The sequence below is a fragment of the Pseudomonas sp. SWRI68 genome (assembly GCF_014269165.1).
Lineage (GTDB): Bacteria > Pseudomonadota > Gammaproteobacteria > Pseudomonadales > Pseudomonadaceae > Aquipseudomonas > Aquipseudomonas capeferrum.
Genome location: NZ_JABWRU010000009.1, coordinates 56,803 through 74,801 on the forward strand (window position 1 = coordinate 56,803; position 17,999 = coordinate 74,801).

Annotated in this window: 19 protein-coding genes and 1 tRNA gene; 17 read left to right on the forward strand and 3 right to left on the reverse strand. The window is 62.4% G+C overall.

Annotated elements, in window-relative coordinates:
* Window positions 1–10: 10 nt before the first annotated feature.
* From rpmF to HU770_RS15150, 11 genes are all read left to right on the forward strand, one after another.
* Window positions 11–193: a 50S ribosomal protein L32 gene (gene rpmF, locus HU770_RS15100; protein ID WP_016485486.1), complete on the forward strand. Its 183-nt coding sequence runs from the start codon at window positions 11–13 to the stop codon at window positions 191–193.
* Window positions 194–196: 3 nt separating this feature from the next.
* A complete protein-coding gene (gene plsX, locus HU770_RS15105) occupies window positions 197–1,207 on the forward strand; it encodes a phosphate acyltransferase PlsX (protein WP_077068575.1) in 1,011 nt (336 codons plus the stop codon).
* A gap of 126 nt (window positions 1,208–1,333) precedes the next feature.
* Entirely contained in the window at window positions 1,334–2,272 is a 939-nt protein-coding gene (fabD, locus tag HU770_RS15110) for an ACP S-malonyltransferase (RefSeq protein WP_033700573.1), read from the forward strand.
* Between the two features lie 15 nt (window positions 2,273–2,287).
* A complete protein-coding gene (gene fabG / locus HU770_RS15115) occupies window positions 2,288–3,028 on the forward strand; it encodes a 3-oxoacyl-ACP reductase FabG (RefSeq protein ID WP_033700572.1) in 741 nt (246 codons plus the stop codon).
* Between the two features lie 203 nt (window positions 3,029–3,231).
* On the forward strand, window positions 3,232–3,468 hold the full coding sequence (gene acpP / locus HU770_RS15120) for an acyl carrier protein (protein ID WP_008096410.1): 237 nt from the start codon (window positions 3,232–3,234) through the stop codon (window positions 3,466–3,468).
* Window positions 3,469–3,652: 184 nt separating this feature from the next.
* Window positions 3,653–4,897 carry a beta-ketoacyl-ACP synthase II gene (gene fabF / locus HU770_RS15125; protein WP_033700571.1) on the forward strand — a complete coding sequence of 415 codons (1,245 nt, stop codon included), beginning with the start codon at window positions 3,653–3,655 and terminating at the stop codon, window positions 4,895–4,897.
* Window positions 4,897–5,712, forward strand: a complete 816-nt coding sequence (gene pabC / locus HU770_RS15130; protein ID WP_186653807.1) for an aminodeoxychorismate lyase — start codon at window positions 4,897–4,899, stop codon at window positions 5,710–5,712. The genes fabF and pabC overlap by 1 nt, the downstream gene beginning before the upstream one ends.
* 4 nt (window positions 5,713–5,716) lie before the next feature.
* Entirely contained in the window at window positions 5,717–6,907 is a 1,191-nt protein-coding gene (gene mltG, locus HU770_RS15135) for an endolytic transglycosylase MltG (RefSeq protein ID WP_186664081.1), read from the forward strand.
* Between the two features lie 9 nt (window positions 6,908–6,916).
* On the forward strand, window positions 6,917–7,549 hold the full coding sequence (gene tmk / locus HU770_RS15140) for a dTMP kinase (protein ID WP_033700568.1): 633 nt from the start codon (window positions 6,917–6,919) through the stop codon (window positions 7,547–7,549).
* Complete coding sequence (locus HU770_RS15145) at window positions 7,542–8,528, forward strand: DNA polymerase III subunit delta' (RefSeq protein WP_186664083.1); 987 nt, start codon at window positions 7,542–7,544, stop codon at window positions 8,526–8,528. The genes tmk and HU770_RS15145 overlap by 8 nt, the downstream gene beginning before the upstream one ends.
* 32 nt (window positions 8,529–8,560) lie before the next feature.
* On the forward strand, window positions 8,561–9,343 hold the full coding sequence (locus HU770_RS15150; protein ID WP_033700566.1) for a TatD family hydrolase: 783 nt from the start codon (window positions 8,561–8,563) through the stop codon (window positions 9,341–9,343).
* Window positions 9,344–9,576: 233 nt separating this feature from the next.
* On the opposite strand, the gene HU770_RS15155 is transcribed toward HU770_RS15150, so the two are convergent.
* Entirely contained in the window at window positions 9,577–10,710 is a 1,134-nt protein-coding gene (locus HU770_RS15155; protein WP_186664085.1) for an aminotransferase class V-fold PLP-dependent enzyme, read from the reverse strand.
* Window positions 10,711–10,782: 72 nt separating this feature from the next.
* On the opposite strand from HU770_RS15155, the gene HU770_RS15160 reads away from it, so the two are divergent.
* From HU770_RS15160 to HU770_RS15180, 5 genes are all read left to right on the forward strand, one after another.
* Window positions 10,783–11,418: a TetR/AcrR family transcriptional regulator gene (locus HU770_RS15160; RefSeq protein WP_019473685.1), complete on the forward strand. Its 636-nt coding sequence runs from the start codon at window positions 10,783–10,785 to the stop codon at window positions 11,416–11,418.
* Between the two features lie 117 nt (window positions 11,419–11,535).
* Window positions 11,536–12,504: a radical SAM protein gene (locus HU770_RS15165; protein ID WP_186653830.1), complete on the forward strand. Its 969-nt coding sequence runs from the start codon at window positions 11,536–11,538 to the stop codon at window positions 12,502–12,504.
* Between the two features lie 66 nt (window positions 12,505–12,570).
* Window positions 12,571–13,176, forward strand: coding sequence for a DUF4823 domain-containing protein (locus HU770_RS15170; RefSeq protein WP_186664087.1), 606 nt, complete (start codon window positions 12,571–12,573; stop codon window positions 13,174–13,176).
* A 10-nt stretch (window positions 13,177–13,186) separates the two neighbouring features.
* Window positions 13,187–13,744, forward strand: coding sequence for a DUF1285 domain-containing protein (locus HU770_RS15175; protein WP_186653843.1), 558 nt, complete (start codon window positions 13,187–13,189; stop codon window positions 13,742–13,744).
* Between the two features lie 103 nt (window positions 13,745–13,847).
* A complete protein-coding gene (locus tag HU770_RS15180) occupies window positions 13,848–14,264 on the forward strand; it encodes a cupin domain-containing protein (RefSeq protein ID WP_186664089.1) in 417 nt (138 codons plus the stop codon).
* Window positions 14,265–14,320: 56 nt separating this feature from the next.
* On the opposite strand, the gene HU770_RS15185 is transcribed toward HU770_RS15180, so the two are convergent.
* Together HU770_RS15185 and HU770_RS15190 are read right to left on the reverse strand one after the other, a co-directional pair.
* Window positions 14,321–14,396, reverse strand: a tRNA-Asn gene (locus tag HU770_RS15185).
* A 73-nt stretch (window positions 14,397–14,469) separates the two neighbouring features.
* Entirely contained in the window at window positions 14,470–15,666 is a 1,197-nt protein-coding gene (locus HU770_RS15190; protein ID WP_047583564.1) for an amino acid aminotransferase, read from the reverse strand.
* 288 nt (window positions 15,667–15,954) lie between these two features.
* On the opposite strand from HU770_RS15190, the gene uvrB reads away from it, so the two are divergent.
* Window positions 15,955–17,970 carry an excinuclease ABC subunit UvrB gene (uvrB, locus tag HU770_RS15195; RefSeq protein WP_033700558.1) on the forward strand — a complete coding sequence of 672 codons (2,016 nt, stop codon included), beginning with the start codon at window positions 15,955–15,957 and terminating at the stop codon, window positions 17,968–17,970.
* The last annotated feature ends 29 nt before the right edge of the window (window positions 17,971–17,999 follow it).

Here is a 17,999-nt window from a genome sequence, read left to right on the forward strand (position 1 = left end):
TTAATCAATTATGGCTGTTCAGCAGAACAAAAAATCCCGCTCTGCCCGTGACATGCGCCGTTCGCACGACGCCCTGTCGGAAAACGCGCTGTCGGTAGAGAAGACCACCGGTGAAATTCACCTGCGCCACCACGTATCGCCAGAAGGCGTATACCGTGGTCGCAAAGTGATCGACAAGGGCGCTGACGAGTAATCCTTGTCCGCTCAGATCATCGCGATCGACGCAATGGGCGGGGACTTCGGTCCCCGCAGCATTGTCCAGGCTAGCATTGCCTGCCTTTCGGCTACCCCCTCGCTGCACCTGACCCTCGTCGGTCAACCCTCCCTCCTTGAAGATCTTGTCAGTGGCCTTGCAGCTGCGGATCGCGCGCGCCTGCAGATTGTCGCGGCCAGCGAGGTGATCGGTATGGACGAGCGGCCTTCCCAGGCGTTGCGCGGCAAGCCGGACTCGTCGATGCGCATTGCGCTCGAACTGGTGCGTGACGGCAAGGCCCAGGCCTGCGTGAGTGCCGGCAATACCGGGGCGCTGATGGCGTTGTCGCGCTTCGTGCTCAAGACCCTGCCGGGTATCGATCGGCCCGCCATGGTGGCGGCGATCCCGACCCAGGCGGGGTATTGCCAGTTGCTCGACCTGGGCGCCAATGTCGATTGCAGTGCCGAGAACCTTTATCAGTTCGCCGTGATGGGCTCGGTGGCTGCCCAGGCCCTGGGTGTTCATCGCCCGCGCGTGGCGCTGCTGAACATCGGCACCGAGGACATCAAGGGCAACCAGCAGGTCAAGCTGGCGGCCACGTTGCTGCAGAACGCCCGCGGCCTCAACTATGTAGGTTTCGTCGAAGGTGATGGCCTGTACCGTGGCGAGGCGGATGTGGTGGTGTGCGACGGCTTTGTCGGCAACATCCTGCTCAAGTCCAGCGAAGGCCTGGCGACGATGATCGGTGCGCGCATCGAGGCGTTGTTCAAGGGCGGAGTGCTGGCCCGTGCTGCCGGCGCCTTGGCCATGCCATTGCTCAAGCGCCTGCAGGCCGACCTGGCGCCGGCGCGGCACAATGGTGCAAGCTTTCTGGGGTTGCAGGGTATCGTCATCAAAAGCCATGGCTCGGCGGGTGTGCAGGGGTTTCAGAGCGCCATTCAGCGCGCGTTGATCGAGATCCAGGAGAACCTGCCGCAGCGGCTGCATGGTCGCCTTGAAGACCTGTTGCCTTAGGCATTTCGCCGATGAAGTGCTTAAATGTGACCGCTTGGTCCGCGTATCCATCCAAGTTTTCAGATTCCGCGCCAGGCTAACGCCCGGCGTACCCTATCCGACGACAAGATCATAAGGGCTTGTTCAATGTCTGCATCCCTCGCATTCGTCTTTCCTGGTCAGGGTTCCCAGTCGCTGGGCATGCTCGCCGAACTCGGCGCCCAGAAGCCGGTGATCGTCGAAACCTTCAAGGAAGCTTCCGAAGCTTTGGGCTACGACCTGTGGAAGCTGGTCCAGGAAGGTCCGGAAGAGCAACTCAACCAAACCGACAAGACCCAGCCGGCCATCCTTACCGCCTCTATCGCCTTGTGGCGCCTGTGGCTGGAAGAGGGCGGCGCAAAGCCTGCGTTCGTTGCGGGCCATAGCTTGGGTGAATACAGCGCGCTGGTCGCCGCTGGCAGCCTGTCGCTGAAAGACGCGGTCAAGCTGGTCAAGCGCCGTGGTGAGCTGATGCAGGAGGCTGTGCCGGCCGGTCACGGCGCCATGGCCGCAATTCTTGGCCTGGGCGACGATGAAGTGAAGGCCATTTGCGTCGAGGCGGCCGAAGATGAAGTGGTCAGTGCAGTGAACTTCAACTCTCCGGGCCAGGTAGTCATTGCCGGTAACGTTGCGGCGGTGAACCGTGCCATCGAGTTGTGCAAGGCCAAAGGCGCCAAGCGTGCCTTGCCGCTGCCGGTCAGCGTGCCATCGCACTGCGCCTTGATGAAGCCTGCCGCCGAGCGTTTTGCCGAGTCGGTCAACGCCATCGAGTGGAAGGCCCCGCAGATCCCGGTGGTGCAGAACGTCACCGCCGCCATCGCCGCCGACCTCGATGCGCTCAAGCACGACCTGCTGGCGCAGCTGTACCAGCCCGTGCGCTGGGTCGAATGCGTACAGACCCTGGCCGCCAATGGCGCTGTCAATCTTGTTGAATGCGGCCCAGGCAAAGTCCTTGCCGGCCTCAACAAGCGTTGCGCCGACGGCGTGACCACCTACAACCTCAATACCCCTGATGCCGTCGCCGCCACCCGCGCGGCGCTGGCCTGAATTGGAGAAGCTTGCATGAGCCTGCAAGGTAAAGTTGCACTGGTCACCGGCGCCAGCCGTGGCATTGGCCAGGCCATCGCCCTCGAACTGGGCCGCCAGGGCGCGACCGTGATCGGCACCGCCACATCGGCCTCCGGTGCCGAGCGCATCGGCGCTACCCTGAAAGAGCACGGCATCACCGGTACCGGCATGGAGCTGAACGTGACCAGCGCCGAGTCCGTCGAAGCGGTGCTGGGCGCCATCACCGCGCAGTTCGGTGCACCGGCCATCCTGGTCAACAACGCAGGTATCACGCGCGACAACCTCATGCTGCGCATGAAGGACGACGAGTGGTTCGACGTGATCGACACCAACCTGAACAGCCTCTACCGTCTGTCCAAGGGCGTGCTGCGCGGCATGACCAAGGCGCGTTGGGGTCGTATCATCAGCATCGGCTCGGTCGTCGGTGCCATGGGTAACGCTGGTCAGGCCAACTATGCCGCCGCCAAGGCTGGCCTGGAAGGCTTCAGCCGCGCCCTGGCGCGTGAAGTGGGCTCGCGAGGCATCACCGTCAACTCGGTGACCCCAGGCTTCATCGACACCGACATGACCCGTGAGCTGCCAGAAGCGCAGCGCGAAGCCCTGCAGACCCAGATTCCGCTGGGCCGCCTGGGCCAGGCCGAGGAAATCGCCAAGGTGGTTTCCTTCCTGGCGTCCGACGGCGCAGCCTATGTGACCGGTGCTACCGTGCCGGTCAACGGCGGGATGTACATGTAAAACTGCAACTCAATGTGACGGATTTCGTAAAAAAAGAGTCATACTGCGAGCCTAAAATCCGTTATAAAGCTGCAACCAGATTCCAGGCAGAGGGTCGGGTGACTAATTCGAAGGTGCGTTTAGCTTGAAAAGCGAACGTCTTTCTATAAAATTGGTCACCGGCCAGCTGCCTGACATATGTCCATTAGGAGTGAAAACTAGGTATGAGCACCATCGAAGAACGCGTCAAGAAAATCGTCGCCGAGCAACTGGGCGTCAAGGAAGAGGAAGTGACCAACGAGAAGTCCTTCGTCGATGACCTGGGTGCCGATTCGCTTGACACCGTTGAGCTGGTGATGGCTCTGGAAGAGGAATTCGAGACCGAAATCCCAGACGAAGAAGCCGAGAAGATCACTACCGTTCAAGCCGCTATCGACTACGTCAACAGCCACAAGGCCTAAGACGTTTTAGTCGACGCTACTTGTCGGGAAAAACCGCACTGCCTTTGCTGGCGTGCGGTTTTTTCTTTGCGAGCCCCCCTTGGCTCAAGGGTATCGTTCACCGCGCACCGAGAGCCTGTTGTCATTTCATTCCATCGCATGAATGCAATGCCAAGAGACTCTGTTATTAGAAAAGGAGAGTACTGTGTCGCGTAGACGCGTCGTGGTCACCGGTATGGGTATGCTGTCACCACTGGGTACCGATGTACCGAGTACCTGGCAGGGCATTCTGGCTGGCCGCAGTGGCATCGGTCCGATCGAACATACGGATCTAGCTGCCTACTCCACCCGTTTCGGCGGCTCGGTGAAAGGCTTCGAGGTCGAGCAGTACCTGTCGGCCAAAGAGGCCCGCAAGCTTGACCTGTTCATCCAGTACGGCCTGGCGGCCGGTTTCCAGGCGGTGCGTAATGCCGGCCTGGAAGTGACCGACGCCAACCGCGAGCGTATTGGCGTGGCCATGGGCTCGGGCATCGGCGGCTTGACCAACATCGAAGAAACCAGCCGGACCTTGCATGAGCAAGGCCCGCGGCGCATTTCGCCGTTCTTCGTGCCGGGTTCGATCATCAACATGATCTCCGGCTTCCTGTCGATCCACCTGGGGCTGCAGGGGCCGAACTACGCCATTGCCACCGCCTGCACCACGGGCACCCACTGCATCGGCATGGCCGCGCGCAACATCGCCTACGGTGAAGCCGACGTGATGATCGCCGGTGGCGCCGAGATGGCCGCTTGCGGCCTGGGCATGGGCGGCTTCGGTGCCTCGCGCGCGCTGTCGACCCGTAACGATGAGCCAAGCCGTGCCAGCCGTCCATGGGACAAAGGCCGTGACGGCTTTGTGCTGTCCGACGGTGCTGGTGCCTTGGTGCTCGAAGAGCTTGAACATGCCAAGGCCCGTGGCGCGACCATCTATGCCGAACTGGTTGGTTTCGGCATGAGCGGCGACGCCTACCACATGACCTCGCCACCCGATTCCGGTGAAGGTGCTGCCCGTTGCATGGCCAATGCCCTGCGCGACGCTGGCATCCAGCCTGAAGAGGTCAGCTACATCAACGCCCATGGCACCTCGACCCCGGCGGGCGATGTGGCCGAAGTGGCTGCGATCAAGCGTGTGTTCGGCGAGCATGCCTACAAGCTCGCGGTCAGTTCGACCAAGTCGATGACTGGCCATTTGCTGGGGGCTGCGGGCGCGGTGGAAGCGATCTTCAGCGTACTGGCAATCAACAGCCAGATGGCGCCGCCGACCATCAACCTGGATGAGCCGGACGAGGGCTGTGACCTCGACTTCGTGCCGCACCAGGCGCGCAGCATGCCGATCGACGTGGTGCTGTCCAACTCGTTTGGCTTTGGTGGCACCAACGGCTCGCTGGTGTTCCGCCGGTTCGCTGGTTGATGCACAGCTGGCTCGACGGCCAGCCGGCGGATGCAGTCAATCTGCAGAACCGCGGCCTGGCCTACGGCGATGGTCTGTTCGAGACCATCGCCGTGCGAGGCGGCCGGCCGAGCTTGCTGGCCGGCCACCTTGCACGCCTGGCGCTGGGTTGCCGGCGCCTGGCCATCGACGTCGACCTGGCGTTGGTCGAAGACGAAATCCGGCGTTACGCCAGCCAGCTAGGTGATGGCGTTGCCAAGCTCATCCTCACCCGTGGCGACAGCCAGCGAGGCTATGCCCCGGTTGCCGGTGCGGCGCCGCGGCGCATCCTTCAGGGTGGCCCGCTGCCCAGCTATCCTGTCGAACATGCCGAACTCGGTGTGCAATTGTTCCCTTGCCAGACCCGGCTTGGGGAGCAACCGCTGCTGGCCGGCCTCAAACACCTCAATCGCCTGGAGCAGGTGCTGGCCCGTGCCGAATGGCAGGGCGGCGAGCATGCCGAAGGCCTGATGCGTGATGGGCAGGGCAGGGTAGTCGAAGGGGTGTATAGCAATTTGTTTCTGGTGCGTGACGGTGTGCTGCTGACCGCAGACCTCAGCCGCTGCGGCGTCGCCGGCGTGATGCGTGCCGCGTTGCTGCAGCAGGCCCAGGCATTGGCCATCCCCGTACAGGTCCGCGACCTGGCATTCGATGAACTGGAGCAGGCGGATGAGGTATTCGTGTGCAACAGTGTCTATGGTGTCTGGCCTGTGCGGGGTTTTGCCGCGTTGAACTGGTCGCCGGGCCCACTCACCCGTAAACTGCAGGCCGTTGCCCGTACGTTACTGGATACCTGAATTCGTGAGACGCAAATTCCTGCTGCTGCTGGAAATGGGGTTGATCCTGGCCGGCCTGGCTTTGGGCTGGTCGGCCTGGAAGGTCAACTCGGTCCTGGAGCAGCCCTTGCACGTGACGCAGGAGCGCCTGCTCGACGTGCCCAATGGCACCAACCCCAACCGCATGTTTTACCGCATGCAGAACGATGGGCTGCTCGATGACGCCTTCTGGTTGCGGCTTTACTGGCGCTTCAATATGGCTGGCACGCCCTTGCATACTGGGGAGTACCGCCTGACCCCGGGGATGACGGTCGAGCAGCTGTTCGACGCGTGGCGCCGTGGCGATGTGGTGCAGTACAACCTCACCCTGGTCGAAGGCTGGACCTTCCGCCAAGTGCGCTCGGCCGTTGCCAAGCACGAAAAGATCAAGCACACGCTGGACGGCCTGACGGACGCCGAGGTGATGGACAAGCTTGGCCACACCGGCGTGTTCCCCGAGGGCCGCTTCTTCCCGGATACCTATCGCTTCGTGCGTGGCATGAGCGACATCGAGTTGTTGCAACAGGCCTACATGCGCCTGGACGAAGTGCTGGCCAAAGAATGGTCGGAGCGCACCACCGACCTGCCGTATCGCGACCCTTACCAGGCGCTGATCATGGCCTCGCTGGTGGAGAAGGAAACCGGCATCCCACAAGAGCGTGGGCAGATTGCTGGCGTGTTCGTGCGGCGCCTGCGTCTGGGCATGATGCTGCAGACCGACCCGACCGTGATCTATGGGATGGGCGAGCGCTACAACGGCAGAATTACCCGTGCCGACCTGCGCGAGCCGACGCCCTATAACACCTATACCATGACCGGCTTGCCGCCGACGCCGATCGCCATGGTCGGGCGCGAGGCTATTCACGCTGCGCTCAATCCGGCCACTGGCACCAGCCTGTACTTCGTTGCCCGCGGCGATGGCAGCCATGTGTTCTCCGACGACCTGGACGACCACAATTCGGCGGTGCGCGAGTTCCAGCTCAAGCGGCGTGCGGATTACCGCTCGAGCCCGGCGCCGCAGGCCCAGCCGGGTGCCAGCGAGGCCACCGAGCCCGATGCGCCCGCAGCGGACCAGCCGTCTGCGCAGCCTGAGCCCGACGCGGCCCCCGTTCAGCAATCGGCCCCGGCCGGCGACCCCGCAGCGGCCGATGCACCGACGCCCGAAGAACAACCTTAAGGACTGCCTGTGAGCGGCTTGTTTATTACCCTGGAAGGCCCCGAAGGCGCGGGCAAGAGCACCAACCGCGAATACCTGGCGGCGCGCCTGCGCGAACATGGCCTGGATGTGCTGCTGACCCGCGAGCCGGGCGGTACACCGCTGGCCGAAAAGGTGCGCGAGTTGCTGCTGGCGCCAAGCGATGAAAGCATGGCGGCGGATACCGAGCTGCTGCTGGTATTCGCTGCGCGCGCCCAGCACCTGGCGCAGGTGATCCGGCCTGCCCTGGCCCGGGGGGCGGTGGTGCTGTGTGACCGGTTTACCGATGCTACCTACGCTTATCAGGGCGGTGGGCGGGGATTGTCCGTCGAGCGCATCGCCACACTGGAGCAGTTCGTCCAAGGCGACCTGCGCCCAGACCTGACCCTGGTCTTCGACCTGCCGGTCGAAGTCGGCCTTGCCCGTGCTGCCGCACGTGGCCGCCTGGACCGTTTCGAGCAGGAAGGCCAGGCATTCTTCGAGGCGGTGCGCCAAGCCTACCTGCAGCGTGCCCATCGCGCGCCGCAGCGCTACAGCCTGCTGGATGCCGCGCAGCCCCTGGAGGCCGTGCAGCGCGCCATCGACGCACTGCTGCCGGGTATCCTGGAGCGTTGCCGTGGCTGAGGCCTACCCCTGGCAGCAAGCCATCTGGCAGCAGTTGGCCGGTCGCAGCCAGCACGCACACGCCTACTTGCTGCATGGGCCGCAGGGTATCGGCAAGCGAGCCCTGGCCGAGCGCCTGATGGCGCGTTTGTTGTGTCAGCACCCTCAGGGGCTGGATGCCTGCGGCACCTGCAAGTCCTGCCTGTTGCTCAAGGCCGGTAGCCACCCGGACAACTACGTACTGGAGCCGGAGGAGGCCGACAAGCCGATCAAGGTCGATCAGGTGCGCGAGTTAGTGGCCTTCGTGGTGCAGACTGCGCAGTTGGGCGGGCGCAAGGTCGTGTTGATCGAGCCGGTCGAGGCGATGAACGTCAATGCGTCCAATGCGTTGCTCAAAAGCCTTGAAGAACCTTCGGGCGATACCGTCCTGCTGTTGGTTACCCATCAGCCCAGCCGCCTGCTGCCGACCATCAAGAGCCGCTGCCAGCAGGTCGTCTGCCCGCAGCCCAGCCTGGCCCAGAGCCAAGCCTGGCTTGCCAATGCGCTGGCCGACAGCGATGAAGCCGAGCGCGAAGAGCTGCTGACCCTGGCCGCAGGTTCGCCGTTGAGGGCGGTCAGCTTGCAGGCACAGGGCATACGTGAACAGCGCGCGCTGGTCACCGATGGGGTGAAGAAACTGCTCAAGCAGCAACAGTCCCCTAGCCAGCTGGCCGATGCCTGGAGTGGTGTGCCGCTGCTGCTGCTGTTCGACTGGTTCTGCGACTGGTCGCACCTGATCCTGCGCTATCAGTTGACCCAGGACGAAGAAGGGTTAGGCTTGGCCGATATGCGCAAGGTCGTGCAGTACTTGGCGCAAAAGAGCCGCCAGGCGAAGGTGCTGCAGGTTCAGGCGTGGGTCCTGGAGCAGCGCCAGAAGGTGCTGGGCAAAGCCAACCTCAATCGCGCCCTGCTGCTCGAAGCGCTGCTGGCTCACTGGCAGCAGTTGCCGGGCGCCCGCTGACTTTCCCTTTTATTCATGTGTGCCGTTATCCCATGCTCGTAGATTCCCATTGCCACCTTGACCGTCTTGACCTGAGTGCCCACCAGGGCTCGCTCGATGCTGCCCTGCAGGCTGCGCGCGAACGCGGGGTCGGGCATTTTCTGTGCATTGGCGTCAGTGCCGATAACGCCGGGGCGGTCAAGGCCCTGAGTGAGCAGTACGCCGATGTCGACTGCTCGGTGGGGGTGCATCCACTGGACCTGGCGCCGGGCGAGACCCCAGCGCTGGAGTGGCTGTTGCGTGAGTTGGCACACCCGCATGTTGTGGCGATCGGCGAAACCGGCCTGGACTACCACTACGAGCCGGAAGCGGCCGAGTTGCAGCAGGCATCGTTTCGCCTGCACCTGGAGGCATCGCGCCAGACCGGCAAACCGGTGATCGTGCATACCCGTGCAGCGCGGGCCGATACCCTCGCGCTGCTGCGCGAGGCGAACCTGCCTCAGGCCGGTGTGCTGCACTGCTTCACCGAAGACTGGGACATGGCCAAGGCGGCGCTGGACCTGGGCTATTACATTTCGTTGTCGGGCATCGTCACCTTCCGCAATGCTGACGCCTTGCGTGAGGTGGCACGCCAAGTGCCGGTCGACCGCCTGCTGGTGGAAACGGATTCGCCTTACCTGGCGCCGATTCCGTATCGGGGCAAGCCGAACCTGCCGCAGTATGTGCGCGAAGTGGCCGAGTATGTCGCCTCGTTGCGTGGGGCCAGTTATGAGCAGTTGGCGGAGCAGACCACGGCGAACTTCAAGCGCTTGTTCCCCTTGGCACGTGTGGTCTGAGGGCACCCCTTCAAACAGGCAAAAAAAACCCGGGTTCTGGGGGAGGGAATCCGGGTTAAGACCATTAGGAGTAAAACAAAGGTACGCGGTCCCTGAGCACCTTTATCGGCGCGCCACTTGGGGGGGATGCGCCGCGCCAACAGTTCAAGTATTGGTCAGGTTTGGCACAGTGCCAGTCCCTATTGGTCGTTTTTTAAACAGATTTGGAATACGTCCGGTATCCATCCCCGCTCTCAATGCATGGCCAGCCGGCGAACCTGCTGCACAGCTTCGTCAATTAGCTGCTCGCTGGTATAGAAATGCGGTGAAAATCGCACGCCACCGCCCCGTAGGGCACAAATTGTGCGCTCAGCCATCAATGCCTTTTGAGTCTGCACGCTATCCTGGCCTTTGATACTGAATGTGACGATGCCCGCCCGCCTGTCGGGATCAGCGGGTGTCTGCAGCAAAACGCCAGGCACCGCAGCCAAGCCTTGATATAACTGCGCCACGCGCTGCTGCAAGCGCTGCGCTACCGTGCTGATCCCGACCTCCTCCAGCAACGAAAGGCTCGCCTCCAGGGCGCAGGCACCGAGCATGTTCGGGCTACCACATTCAAAACGCCGCGCGCTACGCGCCGGCTGCCATTGGCGCCGCTCGAAATCGCCCAGGTGCTCCAGCATGTGCCAGCCATACGCATTGAGCTCAAGCTGCGGGCGTATTTCGGCGCGGCAATAGAACAGCCCCAACCCCTCGGGGCCGAGCATCCACTTGTGGCCATCGGCCATGGCGAAATCGCATTGAAAGCGCTGCACGTCGAAGGGCAGGGCGCCGACCTGCTGGATGGCGTCGACGCAAAACAGCACATTGCGTACCCGGCAACCTTCACCAAGGCGGGCCAGGTCAAGGCGCAGGCCGCTGCCGAATTGCACGGCGCTGATCGCCAGCAAGCGGGTGCATGGCCCGCAGGCCGCCAGCAACGTGGCCTCGGGGTCGGGCCCCGCCAGGCTGGCCTGGATCACCTGCACGCCACGGTCGGCCAAGGCTTCCCATACGACGCGGTTGGAGGGGAATTCCTCGTCGCTGATCACCACTTGGTCGCCGTGCGCCCAGTCCAGGCCAAAAGCGACCAGCGACAGCCCCTCGGAAGTGTTCTTCACCAGGGCGATGTCGCCGGGCGAGGGGGCGTGGATCAGCCGCGCCAGCCGCTCGCGCAGGCGCCGCTCGGTCGCCAGCCAGGTCGGGTACTCGCTGGCACCCAGGCAAACGTTGTCGCGGGCAAAGCGTGCCACCGCCTCGGCAGCCCGGCGTGGCCAGGGGGCGATGGCCGCGTGGTTCAGGTAGCGCAGCCCCGGGGTTTGATCGAACTCATCGTGAAACATAGACATGGTTGGATGATCCGTGCAATTTCCCGCAAGTTAGGCATAATAAACCGCTTCGATCGTCAACCAGTCCTTCCTATGCAGAAAGAACCTCGTAAGGTCCGTGAGTTTCGCCGTCGCGAACAGGAAATCCTCGATACGGCGCTCAAGCTGTTTCTCGAACAGGGTGAAGACAGCGTCACCGTCGAGATGATCGCCGACGCCGTGGGTATCGGCAAAGGCACGATCTACAAGCACTTCAAGTCCAAGGCGGAGATCTACCTGCGCCTGATGCTCGACTACGAGCGCGATTTGAACGAGCTGTTGCATTCGGCCGACGTCGACCGTGACAAGGAAGCCCTGTCGCGCGCCTACTTTGAGTTCCGCATGCGCGATCCGCAGCGCTACCGGCTGTTCGACCGCCTGGAAGAAAAGGTGGTCAAGGGCAATCAAGTGCCGGAGATGGTCGAGCAGCTGCACAGCATCCGCGCCTCCAACTTCGATCGCCTGACCCAGCTGATCAAGGGCCGTATCAGCGAAGGCAAGCTCGAAGACGTACCGCCGTACTTCCACTACTGCGCGGCCTGGGCCTTGGTACATGGCGCCGTGGCGCTGTACCACTCGCCGTTCTGGAGCAACGTGCTCGAAGATCAGGAAGGTTTCTTCCAGTTCCTCATGGACATCGGCGTGCGCATGGGCAACAAGCGCAAACGCGACCCAGAACCCGCCAACTGACAGAGCAGGGCCGCTGCGGGGCCCTTGCAGTTGACCCGGCATGAACAAGGGGCTTGCAAAAACCTGATTTATGAGTCAGGTTTTGCCAGCCCCGCTTCATCCATGCCGGAGTCATCCATGATTGTCGATCGTCAAGGCAGGCGCTTTCGTAACCTGCGTGTCAGCCTGACGGCTGCCTGTAACTATGCCTGTACCTACTGCGTGCCCGATGGCAAGCGCCTGGTGGCGGCGCAGCACGAGTTGCCTGCCGAGGCGTTGGCGCGGGGCGTTGCCTACCTGATTGAAGCCGCTGGCATCGAGCGTTTGCGCATTACCGGTGGTGAGCCGTTGGTCAGCCCTAGGCTGGACGATTTTCTGGCTGCCGTGGCCAAGCTCCCCCTCGGCGATATCTCGCTGACCACCAACGGCCAGTTGCTTGCGCGCAAGTTGCCACAGCTACGCGCAGCAGGCATCCGCCGTCTGAATGTATCCCTCGATACCCTGGACCCACTGGCTTTTCGCCGCATCGCCCGCGGTGGCGACCTTGCCAGCGTGCTGGCGGGCATGCAGCAAGCCAGCGCGCAGGGTATGCAGATCAAGGTGAACATGGTGCCGATGCGCGGCCAGAACCTCGACCAGGTTCTGCCGATGCTCGATTACTGCCTGGCGCGGGGTTTTGAGCTGCGTTTCATCGAGCTCATGCGCATGGGCCATCTGGCCAATGACCGCAATGCTTTCCTGCAGCAGTTCGTTGGCCTTGACCACTTGCTCGGGCTGATCGGGGCCGAGCATGCCTACGAGCAGGTGGACGCGGCGGTGGATGCCACTGCCCTGCGCTACCAGGTCCCCGGTAAAGGCCATTTCGGTGTGATCGCCAACGAGAGCGTGCCGTTCTGCCGGAGTTGTTCGCGGCTGCGTTTGTCATCCACCGGTTGGCTGCATGGCTGCTTGTCGTCGAGCAATCGCCACTTTGTCGGCGACCTGTTGGAAAAGCCGCGTCATCAAGCGCTTCCCGCCTTGCAGCGGCTGCTGGTCAAGGCCCTGGCAGACAAACAGGATGTGGCGTTTTCCGGGGGGGTGACAGTGATGAAGGTGATCGGCGGCTGAGTCTGGCGCAAAAGCTGCATCCGCCGGCTATTCGCCGGTTTTTCGTCGCCGGCCACTGGAGGAAAGATGCGTAGCTTGGTCTTGCTGCTGGCGCTGATGGCGTTGGGCGGCTGCATGAATGTCAGCGATATGGGCGAGGGCGTCCGTTACCACATGAGCGATGCCGGTCTGCTCGACCACAGCGATACCCGCCGGACCCTATCAATCCGTCTGCAGCCCGACTCGTTTATCTTCATTGGCCAGGGCGCGTTCATGCCCCCCGGTAAAGGCCCGTTGCCGCGGCAAAATGTGGTGGCCGACGAGGCGTTCAAGGGTTTCGTCGAGTATTTCCCGCTGGTGCGCCGCGCCCAAGGCCCGCTTGGCCTGGAGGAAGCGATGGCCGAGGCGCGCTCGGTGGGCGCGGACTATGTGCTGTACACCCGTTTCGCGCGCACCGACGACCGTATCGGCAACGGTGACGAGTGGTATGACGAGCAGGCGGTCGACCGGCTGGGTTGGGATACCGGAGTGGTGCAGATGATGCTCATCGAAACCAATACCCGCTACCTGATCGACACGGCCCGCATCAAGAGTCGTGGCGGTTTGTTGACGTTCCACGACAACACGCCGGAAGATTTGCTTGCCGCGCCGATGCGCGAGTACGCTCGTAGCCTTCTGGGCATGAGCGAATGAGGCAAGTGTGATGAGCGATTCCGGCAAGGCCAATGATCTTCTGGCACAAATCCCCAAAGCAAAGGGGCTGCCGCCGGTGCATCTGTGGAACCCGGACTTTTGCGGCGACATCGACATGCGCATCGCCCGCGATGGCACCTGGTATTACCTGGGTACGCCAATCGGGCGCAAGCCGATGGTGCGGCTGTTTTCCACGATCATCCGCCGCGATGGTGATGACTACTTCCTGATCACACCGGTGGAGAAGGTCGGTATCCGTGTCGATGATGCGCCCTTTGTCGCGATTGCCCTGGAGGTGCTGGGCAGTGGTGAGCAACAGGTGCTGCGCTTTACCAGCAATGTCGATGACCAGGTCGAGGCGGGCCCGGCTAACCCGCTGCGGGTCGAGATCGATCCTGTTACCCAGGAGCCTTCACCTTATGTGCTGATGCGCAGCAACCTCGATGCGCTGATTCATCGCAATGTGTTCTATCAGCTGGTCGAGCTGGCGGTGCCGCGCATCATCGAGGGTGAGGAGTGGTTAGGGGTCTGGAGCCAGGGTGAGTTCTATCTGATCGGGCGTACCTGAGAGCAGGGGCCGTAATAGGCCTCCTGGTTTTTCGCCGCATTGGCCATTTTCCCCAGGCACCACCGGGCCTAACCTGCTGGCAGTCGCCCATCAGGAGTAGCCCATGAAACCCTCATCTTTTGCCATTGCCTCGCTCATCAGCATTGGCCTGCTCGCCGGCCATATCCCCGCCTGGGCGCATGGCGATGCCCCCGATCAGGTCCAGGTCCTGCAAGAAAAAATACCCAGCAACGCCACCGGTAAAAAGGCGGTGATGCTCACCGTCAGCTATGCCCCCGGCCAGGCGTCGCCCGCCCACCAACACCCTGGGGCAGTCATGGCCTACGTATTGGAAGGTGCGGTGGTTTCAAAGCTCAATGATGAGCAAGAAAAGACCTACAAGGCCGGCGAGTACTGGTACGAAGCGCCTGGGACCGTGCACAGTGTGTCGCGCAATGCCAGTAAAAGCAGGCCTGCCAAGCTGTTGGTGTGGAGCCTGGTGGATGAAGGCAAGCCTGTGACCGAGCCGCTGCAGCAGTAGCAGGGCCGGAAATGAAAAAACCTCCAGTGCTTGCGCAACTGGAGGTTTTCAGTGTTTGGCTCCGCGACCTGGACTCGAACCAGGGACCCAATGATTAACAGTCATTTGCTCTACCGACTGAGCTATCGCGGAATCTGCGTTCATCTTACTGATCACCAAGGGGAAGTCAAGCTTCCCCTCGGTAAACTAGAGCAGAATCAAACAGTTACAGGACTTCGACGATGGCCTTGGTGACCACGTGGATGTTGCTCTGGTTCAGTGCCGCTACCGCGATACGGCCAGTGTCCAGCGCGTAGATGCCGAACTCGTTCTTCAGGCGCGCGACCTGCTCTACAGTCAGGCCCGAGTACGAGAACATGCCAACCTGGCGGCCGACGAAGCTGAAGTCGCGCTTGGCACCGTAAGTCGCCAACAGCTCGACCATCTGCTTGCGCATGCCGTGGATGCGCTGGCGCATTTCACCCAGCTCGTCTTCCCACATCTGACGCAGCTCATCGTTGTTGAGCACGGTGGCGACGATGGTCGCGCCATGGGTCGGCGGGTTGGAGTAGGTGGTGCGGATCACGCGCTTGACCTGCGACAGCACGCGGGTGCTTTCGTCCTTGGAGCCGGTCACGATCGACAGTGCGCCCACGCGCTCGCCATACAGCGAGAACGATTTGGAGAACGAGCTGGAGACGAAGAAGTCCAGGCCCGACTCGGCGAACAGGCGTACGGCGAAGGCGTCTTCGGCGATGCCGTCACCGAAGCCCTGGTAGGCCATGTCGAGGAATGGCACGTGGCCTTTGGCCTTGACCACTTCCAGGACGTTTTTCCAGTCGTCCAGGGTGAGGTCGACGCCGGTCGGGTTATGGCAGCAGGCGTGCAGGACGATGATCGAGCCGGACGGCAGGCTGTTCAGATCTTCGAGCATGCCGGCGCGGTTGACGTCGTGGCTCGGAGCGTCGTAGTAGCGGTAGTTCTGTACCGGGAAACCTGCGGTCTCGAACAGCGCGCGGTGGTTTTCCCAGCTTGGGTCGCTGATGGCCACCACGGCGTTGGGCGACAGGCGCTTGAGGAAATCGGCGCCAATCTTCAGAGCACCGGTGCCGCCAACGGCTTGCACAGTGACGACACGGCCGGCGGCCAGCAGCGGCGACTCGGCGCCGAACAGCAGCTTTTGCACGGCCTGGTCATAGGTGGCGATGCCGTCGATCGGCAAGTAGCCGCGCGAGGCATGCTGGGCAGCACGCTGGGTCTCGGCTTCGATCACGGCGCGCAGCAGCGGAATGCGGCCTTCCTCATTGCAGTAGACGCCCACGCCAAGGTTGACCTTGTCGGTACGTGGATCGGCGTTGAATGCTTCGTTGAGGCCCAGAATAGGGTCGCGGGGTGCCAGCTCGACAGCGGAAAACAGGCTCATTGTTACCTTGGCTCTGAATGGAGAGTGATAGGACGTACACGCTCCAGCCCGAATGCACTGAAGCGGTGCACAAACGGGGAGTCAGTATAGTGATACCGACCGGTCACTGCGACACTCTGGCACAGCTTTTCCAGGCATTTGCGCAAATATTTTTTGACCATTGGTCTATTTGCCGTGTCCACAGCAATAAGCGTTCACACCCGGGGTTTGAAACCGGCCCCGAATGGGCGCATTTGGGTATAGACTACTGGCTAAATTTACAGTTGCTGCAGCACCGCGAGGTCCCTCATGTCCGAGTTCCAGCTCGTCACCCGTTTCCAGCCGGCCGGCGATCAGCCCGAAGCCATTCGCCAGATGGTCGAAGGCATCGAGGCCGGGCTGTCGCACCAGACGCTGCTCGGGGTGACCGGCTCGGGCAAGACCTTCAGCATCGCCAACGTCATCCAGCAGGTGCAGCGCCCGACCCTGGTGCTGGCGCCTAACAAGACCCTGGCCGCGCAGTTGTATGGCGAGTTCAAGGCGTTTTTCCCGAACAACGCGGTCGAGTACTTCGTTTCCTATTACGACTACTACCAGCCCGAAGCCTATGTGCCGTCGTCCGACACCTTCATCGAGAAGGACGCGTCGATCAACGACCACATCGAGCAGATGCGCCTGTCGGCGACCAAGGCATTGCTCGAGCGGCGTGACGCGATCATCGTCACCACCGTGTCGTGCATCTATGGCCTGGGTAGCCCCGAAACCTACCTGAAAATGGTCCTGCACGTGGACCGCGGCGACAAGCTCGACCAGCGCGCCTTGCTGCGCCGCCTGGCCGACCTGCAGTACACCCGCAACGAGATGGATTTCGCCCGTGCCACCTTCCGCGTGCGGGGCGATGTGATCGACGTGTTCCCGGCCGAGTCCGACCTTGAAGCCATCCGTATCGAGTTGTTCGATGACGAGGTGGAGAACATCGCCGCTTTCGACCCGCTCACCGGTGAAGTCTTTCGCAAGCTGCCGCGTTTCACCTTCTACCCCAAGAGCCATTACGTCACCCCGCGCGAAACGCTGCTGGGTGCGGTCGAGGGCATCAAGGAGGAGCTCAAGGACCGCCTCGAATACCTGCACAAGGGCAACAAACTGGTGGAAGCGCAGCGGCTGGAGCAGCGCACCCGTTTCGACCTGGAGATGATCCTCGAGCTGGGCTACTGCAACGGCATCGAAAACTACTCCCGCTATCTGTCCGGGCGCCCCTCGGGCGCACCGCCACCCACCCTCTACGATTACCTGCCAGCGGATGCGCTGTTGGTGATCGACGAATCGCACGTCAGCGTTCCCCAGGTCGGCGCCATGTACAAGGGTGACCGCTCGCGCAAGGAAACCCTGGTCGAGTACGGTTTCCGCCTGCCCTCGGCGCTGGACAACCGGCCCATGCGTTTCGATGAATGGGAGGCGGTCAGCCCGCAGACCATTTTCGTTTCGGCAACCCCCGGCCCTTATGAAGCGGAACATGCCGGGCGGGTGGTCGAGCAGGTGGTGCGACCGACCGGTCTGGTCGACCCTCAGGTAGAAATCCGCCCGGCGCTGACCCAGGTCGATGACCTGTTGTCGGAGATCCGCAAGCGTGTCGATGCCGGTGAACGGGTGCTGGCGACCACGCTGACCAAACGCATGGCCGAAGACCTCGCCGATTACCTGGCCGATCACGACGTGCGGGTGCGCTACCTGCACTCGGACATCGACACTGTCGAACGGGTAGAAATCATCCGCGACCTGCGCCTGGGTACCTTCGATGTGCTGGTGGGCATCAACCTGCTGCGTGAGGGGTTGGACATGCCGGAAGTGTCGCTGGTGGCGATCCTCGATGCCGACAAGGAAGGCTTCCTGCGTTCAGAGCGGTCACTGATCCAGACCATCGGCCGGGCTGCGCGTAACCTCAATGGCCGGGCCATCCTCTACGCCGACCAGATGACTGGCTCGATGCAGCGGGCCATCGACGAGACCGAGCGGCGTCGGGAGAAACAGATTGCCTTCAACCTGGCCAACGGTATCGTGCCCAAGGGGGTGGTGAAGGACATCACCGACATCATGGAAGGTGCCACGGTGCCTGGCTCGCGCAGCAAAAAGCGCAAAGGCATGGCCAAGGCCGCGGAGGAGAGCGCCCGCTACGAGGCAGAGCTGCGCACGCCGGGCGAAATCACCAAGCGTATCAAGCAGCTGGAAGAGAAGATGATGCAGTTCGCCCGCGACCTGGAGTTCGAGGCTGCGGCGCAGTTGCGCGACGAAATTACCCAGTTGCGCGAGCGGCTGATTACCAGCTGATGCTTCGCCACCTGCACTGGCCTCTTCGC